The organism is Microbacterium sp. Ld4, assembly GCF_045066555.1.
Lineage (GTDB): Bacteria > Actinomycetota > Actinomycetes > Actinomycetales > Microbacteriaceae > Microbacterium.
Genome location: NZ_JBISHE010000005.1, coordinates 144,734 through 156,814, shown reverse-complemented (window position 1 = coordinate 156,814; position 12,081 = coordinate 144,734). Strand labels below are relative to the sequence as shown.

The 12,081-nt window shown below is 69.8% G+C and carries 9 protein-coding genes; 6 read left to right on the top strand and 3 right to left on the bottom strand.

Annotated elements, in window-relative coordinates:
• Position 1 precedes the first annotated feature (1 nt).
• Genes ACJJV7_RS02290 through ACJJV7_RS02280 form a run of 3 tightly spaced genes read right to left on the bottom strand, consistent with a single transcriptional unit; the run spans position 2 to position 3,188 of the window.
• Positions 2-886, bottom strand: coding sequence for a carbohydrate ABC transporter permease (locus tag ACJJV7_RS02290; protein ID WP_405372022.1), 885 nt, complete (start codon positions 884-886; stop codon positions 2-4).
• Positions 883-1,899 carry a carbohydrate ABC transporter permease gene (locus ACJJV7_RS02285; protein ID WP_405372020.1) on the bottom strand — a complete coding sequence of 339 codons (1,017 nt, stop codon included), beginning with the start codon at positions 1,897-1,899 and terminating at the stop codon, positions 883-885. Before ACJJV7_RS02285 ends, ACJJV7_RS02290 begins: the two co-directional genes overlap by 4 nt.
• Positions 1,900-1,901: 2 nt before the next feature.
• Complete coding sequence (locus ACJJV7_RS02280) at positions 1,902-3,188, bottom strand: ABC transporter substrate-binding protein (protein WP_405372019.1); 1,287 nt, start codon at positions 3,186-3,188, stop codon at positions 1,902-1,904.
• Between the two features lie 93 nt (positions 3,189-3,281).
• Here ACJJV7_RS02280 and ACJJV7_RS02275 point away from each other — a divergent pair, with 93 nt between their 5' ends.
• The 6 genes from ACJJV7_RS02275 (at position 3,282) to treZ (ending at position 12,080) form a co-directional block, all read left to right on the top strand.
• The gene (locus ACJJV7_RS02275; RefSeq protein ID WP_405372017.1) at positions 3,282-4,337 is read left to right on the top strand and encodes a LacI family DNA-binding transcriptional regulator; all 1,056 of its coding nucleotides are present in this window, start codon (positions 3,282-3,284) and stop codon (positions 4,335-4,337) included.
• Between the two features lie 79 nt (positions 4,338-4,416).
• Positions 4,417-5,103, top strand: coding sequence for a GTP pyrophosphokinase family protein (locus tag ACJJV7_RS02270; protein ID WP_405372015.1), 687 nt, complete (start codon positions 4,417-4,419; stop codon positions 5,101-5,103).
• Between the two features lie 52 nt (positions 5,104-5,155).
• Positions 5,156-5,629: a glutaminase gene (locus ACJJV7_RS02265; protein ID WP_405372014.1), complete on the top strand. Its 474-nt coding sequence runs from the start codon at positions 5,156-5,158 to the stop codon at positions 5,627-5,629.
• Between the two features lie 98 nt (positions 5,630-5,727).
• The gene (gene glgX / locus ACJJV7_RS02260; RefSeq protein ID WP_405372012.1) at positions 5,728-7,938 is read left to right on the top strand and encodes a glycogen debranching protein GlgX; all 2,211 of its coding nucleotides are present in this window, start codon (positions 5,728-5,730) and stop codon (positions 7,936-7,938) included.
• A 54-nt stretch (positions 7,939-7,992) separates the two neighbouring features.
• Positions 7,993-10,356, top strand: a complete 2,364-nt coding sequence (treY, locus tag ACJJV7_RS02255; protein ID WP_405372010.1) for a malto-oligosyltrehalose synthase — start codon at positions 7,993-7,995, stop codon at positions 10,354-10,356.
• Positions 10,353-12,080 (top strand): malto-oligosyltrehalose trehalohydrolase, encoded by a 1,728-nt coding sequence (treZ, locus tag ACJJV7_RS02250; protein ID WP_405372008.1) that lies wholly within the window; start codon positions 10,353-10,355, stop codon positions 12,078-12,080. The genes treY and treZ overlap by 4 nt, the downstream gene beginning before the upstream one ends.
• Position 12,081 lies beyond the last annotated feature (1 nt).

Genomic DNA, 12,081 nt, shown 5'->3' with positions numbered 1-12,081 from the left:
GTCAGCCCTTCACGGCTCCGGTGAGACCGCCCACGATCCGCCGCTCGAACAGGCTGAAGAACACCAGTGCGGGGAGCATGGACAGCGAGGTGAACGCCAGCACGCGAGCCGTGTCGACGGAGTACTGCGAGGAGAACGCCTGCACACCCAGGGGGAGGGTGAACTGCGCCTCGTTGTTGAGGATGAACAGCGGCAGCAGGTAGGCGTTCCAACTGCCGATGAAGGCCAGGATGCCGACCGTGATGACGCCCGGCACGGCGAGCGGGAGCACCATCCGCCAGAAGAACGACAGCCGGCCGCAGCCGTCGATGTAGGCGGCCTCCTGGATCTCGTCGGGGATCGCGCGGAGGAAGGGCACCAGGATGATGATCGTGGTCGGCAGGGCGAACGCGATCTGGGGCAGGATCACGCCCGGCAGGGTGTTCATCAGCCCGAGCGAGCGGATCACGATGTACAGCGGCGTGATCGCCACGGTGATGGGGAACATGAGGCCTGCCGCGAACAGGGCGTAGAGCACGCCGCGGCCGCGGAAGCTGTAGCGCGCGATGACGTAGCTGGCGGCGATCCCGAGGGCGACCGCGCCCACCGTCGTCGCCAGCGCGACGAACGTCGAGTTGCCTACCTGCGTCCAGAACTGCCCGCTCGTGATGACGCCGATGTAGTTGTCGACGTTCCACGGGTCGGGGAAGCCCGCGGGGTCGACCGTGATCGCCGAGTTCGAGCGGAAGCCGCCGATGATGATGTAAACCACCGGTCCGAGCATGAGGGCGATGACGACGAGCGCCACGAAGTAGACCGTGGGGGAGCCCCAGGGGAGCTTCTCCCGCGGCGCCCGGCGGCGCGGCGCGGCGCCGCGGGCGGTGGTGAGGGTCATGGTGGCGCTCATGCGGCGCCCCTCTCTGTGATCGCTCCGGCGGTGTCGCGGCGGAGCACGACGCGCTGGTAGATCAGCGCGACGACGAGCGAGATGACGAAGATCACGACGGCCACGGCGTTGCCGTAGCCGAAGTTGCCGGCGTTGCGGCCGGTGACGACCATGTAGATCGCCATCGTGTTCGTGCCGGCGACGGATGAGACGTACTGGCCCCAGATGATGTACACGAGGTCGAACAGCTGCAGCGCGCCGATGATCGACAGGAACGCCCAGATGCGGAGCGTGGGAGCCAGCAGCGGCAGGGCGATGCGGCGCTGGATCTGCCAATACGACGCCCCGTCGATCGCCGCCGCCTCGTAGAGCTCCTCGGGGATGCCCTGAAGCCCGGCGAGGAACAGGATGACCGCGAAGCCGACGTACTTCCACGTGAGGATCGCCATCAGCGTCCAGATGGCGATCGCCGGATCGGCGAGCCAGTCCTGGGTGAGCGATCCGAGTCCGAGCTTGTCCAGCATCCCGTTCGCGGCGCCGTTCGTGGCCAGCAGCAGACTGAACCCGGTGCCCACGACGACCTCGGCGATCACGTAGGGCACGAAGATCAGCACGCGGATGACCGACTGGCCCCGCATCTTCCGGTTCAGCAGCAGCGCGAGCAGGATCGCGATCGGCCCCTGCAGCACGAGCGACATCACGACGATGAACCCGTTGTGCAGCAGCGCCTGCCGGAAGTTGGGGTCGCTGAAGATGACGACGTAGTTCTGCAGACCGACGAACTCCGTGGCCGGACCGAAGCCCGCCCAGCGGAAGAAGCCGTAATAGGCGGCCATGACCACCGGGAGGATGACAAAGCCGACGAAGAACACGACGGCGGGGCCGGCGAGGAGGAGGACCTCCAGTCGGCCCGACCAGCCGAGTCCACGCGGCCGTCGCCGCCCGAGCGCCGCGGATGGGGGCGGCGTGAGGCCGCCCCCATCGTGCTGCGCGAGGTCGGCCGCGTTCGGGCCGGGGAGCTCGCGAACGGTCATGCTCAGCCCTGCGCGCCCGCTGCGGAGACGGCGTCGATGAACGTCCCGGCGTCGCTGCCTCCGGCGAGCAGGTCGACCACGGCCACGTTCAGCGCGTTGCCGACGTTCTGCCCGAGCACCGTGTCGAGCCACTGCGAGACGAAGGGCGCGTTGTTGTACGCCTCGAGGATCTGCTGCAGGTACGGCTCAGTGACGGCCTTCTGGGCGACCGAGTTGACGGGCGGCGACTGGAAGGCGGCGTAGTACGCCTCCTGCTGGTCGGCGCTCGCGATGAAGTTCAGGAAGTCGGCGCACTCCTTGGGAGCCTGCGCGGCGCAGGAGTAGCCGTCGACGCCACCCATCATCGAACCGGGCTCGCCGTCACCGCCGTCGATCTCGGGGAACGGGAACCAGGCGAGGTCGGGCAGCGGCTTCTCATCGGGCGTCAGGGAGGCGATCACGCCCGGGTCCCACGCACCCATGAGCTCCATGGCGGCCTGCCGGTTCGCGATGAGTCCGGCCGAGCTGCCGGCGCCCTGCTGTGCGGGGGTGGTGAGGAAGCCCTCGTTGAACGGCTCGACCTCGGCGAAGTCGATGAGGTCCTCGGCCGCGCGCGTCCAGCAGGCGTCGCTGAAGTCCTTCGAGTCGCCGGTGGCCTCGATGACCTCGGGGCTGCACTCGCGGATGGCGAAGAAGTAGTACCAGTGCGCCGCGGGCCACGCATCCTTCGCGCCGAGCGCGATGGGCGCGATGCCGGTGCCCTTCAGGTCGTCGACGGCCGTCTTGAGGTCGTCGATCGAGGCGGGCGGGGTGTCGATGCCGGCCTCGGTGAAGGCATCCTGGCTGTAGAAGAACCCGCCGGGCAGCACGGAGAGGGGCATCGCCCACACCTTGTCCTGGTAGGTCTCGGCGGCGAACGAGCCCTCGGAGACCTCGCCGCGGATCTCGTCCGAGATAAGGTCGGTGAGGTCCATCAGCTGACCTGCGCCGGCCATCGCGGTGAGCTTGCCGCCACCGCGCTGGAGGAAGATGTCGGGCGGGTCGCCCGCGTTCAGCGCGGTCTGGAGCTTGCCGTCGAGGTCTTCGTTCTGAACCGACTGCATCTCGATCGTGACGCCCTCGTTCTCGGCCTCGAACGCCGTGATGGCGTCTTCCCAGAACTGCTGGCCGGGCCCGGTGGTGGAGTTCTGCCACAGGGTCATCTGGACATCGCCGCCCGCGGCGGTGTCGGTGCCGGCGGAGCATGCGCTCAGGGCGAGCGCGGCAACGGCGAAGGCTGCGGCCCCGGTTGCGAACCGTCTGGTCCTCATGTGATCACCAATCTCTTCATTGAGTGCACGCTCGTTCGTCGAGGTGCGGTGGTACCGACGGTGCGTGTCGGTGCGTAGCCAGTGTCGGAATTGTTGCCGCCGACGTCAAACGTTTTCGAAAAGGTTTTCCACGGGTCTAGGCTTCGACGCATGCGAAGGCGCGCCACCATCCACGATGTCGCCGCGGCCGTGGGGGTGTCGGTCGCCACCGTCTCGAAGGCGGTCAACGGCCGCTACGGGGTGGCGCCCGCCACCGTGCAGCGCGTGCTGGCCGCCGTCGACGAGCTCGGATACGAGTCGAGCCTCGTCGCCAGCAGCATGCGGGCGCGGCGGACGGGCGTCATCGGGGTGCTCGTCGCCGACTTCGAGCCGTTCTCGGCCGAGGTGCTGAAGGGCGTCGGGAGCGCCCTCCGCGACTCGCGGCTCGACCTCCTCGCGTACAGCGGGTCGCGCCAGGTCTCCAGCGAAGGGTGGGAGCGGCGCTCGCTGAGCCGCCTGAGCGGCACGCTCATCGACGGCGCCATCATGGTCACGCCCACCGTCGTCAACGTCACCGCCGATGTGCCCGTGGTCGCGATCGACCCGCACACCGGGCCCGCCGACCTGCCCACCGTCGAATCCGACAGCTACGCCGGTGCCCGCCACGCCGTCGCCTACCTCATCTCGCTCGGCCATCGCCGCATCGGCTTCGTGGCCGGCCGGCCCGACCTCCGTTCGTCGATGCTGCGCGAAGGCGGCTACCGGCGCGCGCTCGAAGACGCCCGCATCCCGTTCGCCCGCGAGCTGGTCGGGGTCGGCAGCTACGTCGAGGACATCTCGCGCGAAGCCGCCACGCACCTGCTGGCACGGCGCGACCGCCCGACGGCGGTCTTCGCCGCCAACGACGTCTCGGCGCTGACCGTTCTGCGGGTCGCGCACGAGCAGGGACTCGACGTGCCCCGCGACCTCTCCGTCGTCGGCTTCGACGACGTGCCCGACGCCTCGCAGTCGATCCCCGCGCTGACCACGGTCCGCCAGCCCATGCAGCGCCTCGGGGCGGAGGCGGTCACGCTGCTGCTCGAACTCATGGGCGGCGGCGCCCCCGCGCAGACCCACCTGCGCCTGCCGACGGCCCTCGTCCCGCGCGCCACCACGGCCCCGCCGCGCTGACGTGCGACGGGGACGGATGCCGAGCCCCCGGCATCCGTCTCACAGGCCGTTCGAAGTGCGCATCGCTACCGTCGGTGTCATGCCCACCCCGCTCGATGAGCAGCAGATCCTGGTGTCCCCCTCCTCGCTTCGCGCGATGCGTGACGAGTTCCAGCGGTTCCTCATGGCGTACCGATTCGGTCTGCAGGAGATCGAGACGAAGATCTCGATCCTCCGCGAGGAGTTCCATGAGATGCACGACTACAACCCGATCGAGCACGTCTCGAGCCGGGTGAAGTCGCCCGACAGCCTCGTCGACAAGCTGCAGCGGAAGAGCATCGCACCCGACTTCGCGTCGATCCGCGACGAGATCACCGACATCGCCGGCATCCGCATCACCTGCAGCTTCGTGACCGACGCCTACCGCCTGTTCGATCTGCTCACGGCGCAGGACGACATCCACGTGCGCGAGGTGAAGGACTACATCGCGGCTCCGAAGGAGAACGGCTACAAGAGTCTGCACGTCATCGTCGACGTGCCGGTGTTCCTCTCCAGCGGCCGCATCGACGTGCCCGTCGAGGTGCAGTTCCGGACGATCGCGATGGACTTCTGGGCCAGCCTCGAGCACAAGATCTACTACAAGTACGACCGGCAGGTGCCGGACGAGCTCCTCGCCGACCTCAAGCAGGCGGCCCACACCGCCGCCGAGCTCGACGCGCGGATGGAGCGGCTGCACCGCGAGATCCGCGGCGGGCGCGCCGGGGCCGGGCGCACCGTCCGCATCTGAGTCGCCGCGGGTGTTCCGCGCTCCGAGCGGTGCGGGGCCCGACAATAGGACGATGACGGATGCCACGACCACCGAGATCCTCGACGTCGCCCGGGCGCGGCTCCAGGGCTCCCCGCGCGAGCGGCTGGGTGTCTGGGCGTCGTCGCGGCGGATCCTCGGACTCGGGCGCGCGCCCCGCATCCTTCCGCTCACCGAGGCGTGGCACGTCGGGGTCCTGCTGATCGGAGACGACCGGGTCTTCGCGACCGGCGAGGTGCTCCGCGCCCGCCACGACGCGGTGCGCGGCTTCACCGCCGAGTCGCAGCGTGCCCGCTCCGACCGTGCGGCCGCCGCCCACCGCGGCGGCTTCGCCGAGGGCGAGGTCGTCCACCTCGACTGGACGGAGCTCGACCCCGGTGCGGTCGACCGGGGTGAGACCTCGGGCATCCTCTCCCGCGTCGGCGGGATCGTGCAGGTGCGGTGGAGCAGCACCGGCGCCTCCCGCCCGCTCGCCGCCTACCTCGACGACATGCTGTCCCTCCGCTGACCCCGCGCTACCCTGCGCTACCCTGCGCGCGCGCGCCTGGCAAGGGTACGGAGGCACAAATCCGCGCGGGCTAATGTGATCAGGACTTTGGAGGTCACATGCAGGTATGGCCAGGATCCGCGTATCCCCTGGGGGCGACGTTCGACGGCAGCGGCACGAACTTCGCGCTGTTCAGTGAAGGAGCAGACCGGGTAGAGCTCTGCCTCTTCGATGAGGACGGCAACGAGACGAAGGTCGAGCTGCGCGACGTCGACGCGTTCGTGTGGCACGCGTACCTTCCGACGGTGCAGCCCGGGCAGCGCTACGGCTACCGCGTGCACGGCCCGAACGACCCGACGCAGGGGCTGCGGTTCAACCCGAACAAGCTCCTCCTCGACCCGTACGCGAAGTCGGTCGACGGCGACATCGAGTGGGGCCAGTCGGTCTTCAGCTACACGTTCGGCGATCCCGATTCGACCAACGACGACGACTCCGCCGCCGCGATGATGAAGGGCGTCGTCGTCAATCCGTACTTCGACTGGGCGGGCGACCGTCAGCCGAAGACGCCGTATGCCGAGAGCGTCATCTACGAGGCGCACGTGCGCGGCCTCACGATGCAGCATCCCGACATCCCCGAGGACATCCGCGGGACGTACAGCGCCATCGCGCACCCCGTCGTGATCGAGCACCTCAAGAAGATCGGCGTCACGGCGCTGGAGCTCATGCCGGTGCACCAGTTCGTGAACGACTCGACCCTTCAGGAGAAGGGCCTGTCGAACTACTGGGGCTACAACACGATCGCCTTCTTCGCCCCGCAGAACACCTACGCCGCCAACGGCCAGCTCGGCCAGCAGGTGCAGGAGTTCAAGGGCATGGTCCGCGCCCTCCACGCCGCCGGCATCGAGGTCATCCTCGACGTGGTCTACAACCACACCGCCGAGGGCAACCACATGGGCCCGACGCTGTCGATGCGCGGCATCGACAACCTCGCCTACTACCGCCTCGAAGACGACGACAAGCGGTACTACACCGACTACACCGGCACCGGCAACAGCCTCAACGTCGGCAACCCCCACACGCTGCAGCTGATCATGGACTCGCTGCGCTACTGGGTTCTCGAGATGCACGTCGACGGCTTCCGCTTCGACCTCGCCTCGACCCTCGCGCGCGAGTTCTACGACGTCGACCGGCTGTCGGCCTTCTTCGAGCTCGTCCAGCAGGACCCGGTAGTGAGCCAGGTCAAGCTGATCGCCGAGCCCTGGGACATCGGCCCCGGCGGCTACCAGGTCGGTAACTTCCCGCCCCAGTGGACGGAGTGGAACGGCAAGTACCGCGACACCGTCCGCGACTTCTGGCGCGGCGAGGCGTCGACGCTCGGCGAGTTCGCGTCGCGCCTCACCGGCTCGGCCGACCTGTACGAGCACGACGGCCGGCGCCCCGTGGCATCCATCAACTTCGTCACCGCCCACGACGGCTTCACGCTGCGCGACCTCGTGTCGTACAACGAGAAGCACAACGAGGAGAACGGCGAGGACAGCAACGACGGGGAGTCGCACAACCGCTCCTGGAACCACGGCGTAGAAGGCCCCACAGACGACCAGGAGGTCCTGACCGTCCGTGCCCGCCAGCAGCGCAACTTCCTCGCGACGCTGCTGCTCAGCCAGGGCGTCCCGATGATCTCGCACGGCGACGAGCTCGGCCGCACCCAGAACGGCAACAACAACGGGTACGCGCAGGACAACGAGACCACGTGGATCAACTGGGAGAACGTCGACCAGCCGCTCATCGAATACACCTCGGTGATCGCGAAGCTCCGCCACGACCACCCGACGTTCCGTCGCAGCCGCTTCTTCAACGGTCGCCCCGTGCGCCGCGAAGAGGGCGCGCCGCTCGCGGACATCTCGTGGATCCGTCCCGACGGCTCGGAGATGCAGCCGGAGGACTGGGACTCGGGCTTCGGCCGCGCCGTCGGCGTCTTCCTGAACGGCGATGGGATCCGTGAGCGCGACCGTCGCGGCGAGGAGATCCACGACCGTCACTTCTTCGTGTTCTTCAACGCGGGCGAAGAGGCGATCGACTTCACGATCCCGCCGGCCGACTTCACGATCCCGTGGGAGGTCGTGGTCGACACATCCGGTGCAGCGACGGACGGACCGCTCGTTCGGCCCGGCCAGCCGCTCACGGTCGGCCCGCGGTCGCTCGTGGTGCTGCGCGACAGCGAGGAGGAGACGCCCGACGCCGACCCCTCGGTGGCCGCATCGCTCGCCGCGCTGACGGGGACGATCGACGTCATCCCCTCGCCCGCCGCCCGCACCGAGCTGTCGGACTGACCGCTCTCGAACGCCGTGTGCCCACCGCGGGCACATCACCATGAGAAGGATGCTGTGACTTCGCGATCTGGTTCGACCACCCCGCCCGTCTCGACCTACCGGCTGCAGATCCGGGAATCGTTCGATCTGAACGATGCCGCGGCTCATGCCGATTACCTCCAGGCGCTCGGGGTGGATTGGGCCTACCTGTCACCGCTCCTGCAGGCGACGACCGGGTCGGACCACGGCTATGACGTCGTGGACCCGACCCGGATCGACCCCGCTCGCGGGGGCGAGAAGGGGCTCCGCCGGTTCGCCAAGGCGGCCCGCTCGCAGGGCCTGGGCGTGCTCGTCGACATCGTCCCCAACCACCAGGGCGTGTCGGACCCCCGCGAGAATCCGTGGTGGTGGGACGTCCTCCGCCACGGTGCCGGGTCGGCGCACGCGTCGGCGTTCGACATCAACTGGGCCCTCGGCGGGCGCCTGCGCCTGCCGGTGCTCGGCGCCGAACTCGACGAGGCCATCGCCGCCGGCGAGATCACGATCGACGAGCGCGCCGACGTGGTCCGCTACTTCGACCACGAGTTCCCGCTCGCGCCCGGCTCGCTCGGCGACGTCGACGCATCCGACGTGGCCGCCGTGCTGGAGCGTCAGCACTACGAGCTGCTCTTCTGGCGCCGCGGCGATACCGAGCTGAACTACCGGCGCTTCTTCGCCGTCACGACCCTCGCCGGAGTGCGCGTCGAGGACCCCGAAATCTTCGACGCGAGCCACGTCGAGATCGTGCGGTGGGTCCGCGAGGGCCTCGTCGACGGCCTGCGGGTCGACCACCCCGACGGTCTCGCCGACCCGGGCGGCTACCTCGACCTCCTCGCCGCGGCGACCGGTGGTGCGTACGTGCTCGTCGAGAAGATCCTCGAGCACGGCGAGGCACTGCCGGCATGGTGGGCCACGGCCGGGACGACCGGCTACGACGCGATGGCCGATCTCGACCGCGTGCTCGTCGACCCCTCGGGCAACGACGGGCTCGCCGCGATCGATGTCGCCCTCCGCGGCGGCGTCGCCCCCGACTACACCGAGATGATGCACGACGCGAAGCTGGTCTGGGCGACCGAGGGCCTCCGCGCCGAGCTGCTCCGCCTCGCCGCGCTGATCCCCGAGGGCCATCGAGGCGCCGACGTCACCGAGGAGCGCTGGCTCGACGCCCTCGCCGAGCTGCTCGCTGCCTTCCCGGTCTACCGGGCCTACCTCCCCGACGGCGCCGCCCACGTGGCATCGGCCGTCGCCGCCGTCTCGGCGCGCCGCCCCGAGCTGGCCACGGCCGCCGAATCGGTCGCCCGGCTCCTGCTCGCAGACCCGGGCGGCGAGTTCACCCGCCGCTTCATGCAGACGACCGGTCCGGTCATGGCCAAGGGCGTCGAGGACACGACCTTCTACCGCTGGACCCGCCTGTCCTCGCTCACCGAGGTCGGCGGAGATCCGACGGTGTTCTCGCTCGACGTCGACGGATTCCACGCGGCATCCGCTCGTCGCCAGGCCTCCTGGCCGCACGCGATGACCTCGCTGTCGACCCACGACACCAAGCGCAGCGAAGACGTGCGGGCGCGCCTGTCCGTCCTCGCCGAGATGCCCGAGCGCTGGGCCGAGACGCTCGACGCGCTGCGCGATGTCGCATCCACTGGAGACGGCCCGTTCGACAACCTGCTGTGGCAGGCGATCGTCGGAGCCTGGCCCGCCAGCCGCGAGCGACTGCACGCCTACGCCGAGAAGGCCTCCCGCGAGGCCGGCGAGAGCACGACGTGGGGGCAGCCCGACACGGCCTTCGAGGAGCGCATGCACGCGCTCGTCGATGCGGCCTTCGGCGCTGCGCGGCCCCTCGTCGACGCGTTCGTCGCCGAGATCAACGACCTCGGCCGGTCGAACTCGCTCAGCCTGAAGCTGCTCCAGCTCGCCGGCCCCGGCGTTCCCGACGTCTATCAGGGCACCGAGCTGTGGGACCACTCGCTTGTCGACCCCGACAACCGTCGCGCGGTCGACTTCGACGAGCGCCGCGCCCTCCTCGCCCGTCTCGACGGGGGATGGATGCCGCCGGTCGACGACTCGGGAGCCGCCAAGCTCCTCGTCGTCTCCCGTGCGCTCCGCCTTCGCCGCGACCGCCCCGAGCTGTTCTCGCGGTACACGCCGATCCCGGCATCGGGCGCCGCGGCCGACCACGCGGTCGCCTTCGACCGGGGCGGCGTCATCGCCATCGCGACCCGGCTGCCGGCCGGGCTCGCCGCAGCCGGCGGATGGCGCGACACGATCGTGCCGCTTCCGGCAGGAACCTGGCGCGATGCGCTGACCGGGCGGATCACCACCGGCTACGCCCGCCTGTCCGACACCCTCACCGACTACCCCGTCGCGCTGCTGGTGGCCGACGAGTCAGGAGCATCCGCATGAGCATCGACGTCTGGGCCCCGCGCGTGTCGGCGGTACGCCTCCGCCGCCCCGGTCACGACGACCTGGCCCTCACCGCCGGCGACGGCGGGTGGTGGACGGCCGACGTCGAGCTCGCCTCCGGTGACGAGTACGGCTTCGTGCTGGGCGACGGCGACGACTTTCGCCCCGATCCGCGCTCGCGGCGCCAGCCCCGCGGCGTGCACGACGCCTCGGCCTGGTACGACCCGGCATCCTTCGCCTGGAGCGACACGTCGTGGACCGGGCGCCAGCTCGCAGGCGGCCTGATCTACGAGCTGCACGTCGGCACGTTCACCCCGGAGGGCACGCTCGACGCGGCGATCCAGCGCTTCGACCACCTCGTGGACATCGGCGTCACCCACATCGAGCTGCTGCCGGTGAACGGCTTCAACGGCACCCATAACTGGGGCTATGACGGCGTGCTCTGGTACACCGTCCAGGAGACGTACGGCGGACCGGAGGCCTATCAGCGATTCGTGGATGCCGCGCACGCGGCCGGTCTCGCCGTGATCCAGGACGTCGTCTACAACCACCTCGGGCCGAGCGGGAACTACCTGCCCGAGTACGGTCCCTACCTCCGCGACGCGCAGCGCAACACCTGGGGCGACAGCCTCAACCTCGACGAGCAGGCCGTGCGCGACCTCATCATCGAGAACGCCCTGATGTGGCTGAGCGACTATCACGTCGACGGTCTTCGCCTCGATGCCGTGCATGCGCTGCACGAGTCGGGGTCGAGCCCCGTGCACATCCTCCAGGAGATCGCCGAGCGCTCCGACGCGCTGAGCGCGCACGTCGGGCGGCCACTGACCCTGATCGCCGAGAGCGACCTGAACGACCCGATCATGTTCCTGCCGCGTGAAGCGGGCGGATACGGTCTGGCCGCTCAGTGGTCGGACGACTGGCACCACGCGGTGCACGTCGCCCTCACCGGTGAGACGGTGGGGTACTACGAGGACTTCGCCGACCCGCAGGCCCTCCCCAAGGTGTGGACCGAGGGTTTCTACCACGACGGCACCTACTCGTCGTTCCGCGAGCGCGACCACGGCAAGCCGGTGCCGGCCGAGGCCGCGTCGTGGCGCCTGGTGACCTATGCGCAGGACCACGACCAGATCGGCAACCGCGCCGCCGGAGACCGCCTGACCGCCACGCTGTCGACCGATCGCCTGGCGATCGCCGCCGTGCTCACGCTGACTGCACCGGGCACGCCGATGCTGTTCATGGGGGAGGAGTGGGGCGCCTCGACGCCGTGGCAGTTCTTCACGTCCCACCCCGAACCGGAGCTCGCCGAGGCGACCGCGAAGGGCCGCGTCGCGGAGTTCGTGAAGATGGGGTGGGACGAGAGCATCGTGCCGCACCCCAACGATCCCGAGACGTTCGAGCGGTCGAAGCTCGACTGGGCGGAGGCCCAGGAGGGCGACCACGCACGGCTGCTGAAGCTCTACCGCCGCCTCGCACGCCTCCGGCGGGAACGCCCCGAGCTCACCGATCCGAGCCCGGCAGGGCGCGGCGGCGAGGTCGTCCTCGGTGGGCCGGGCCGTCGCTACGTGCTGTGCCGCGGCGATGCCCGCATCGTGGTGAACCTGTCGCCGGAGCCCTGGGAGGTGCCGGCAGGCGAGGTCTGGGTCGCGACCCGCGCGCCCGAGTCGGCGGCATCCGGGGTCACCGTCGCACCGGAGTCGGCCGTCGTACTGGGGCCCGTGCTCTGAT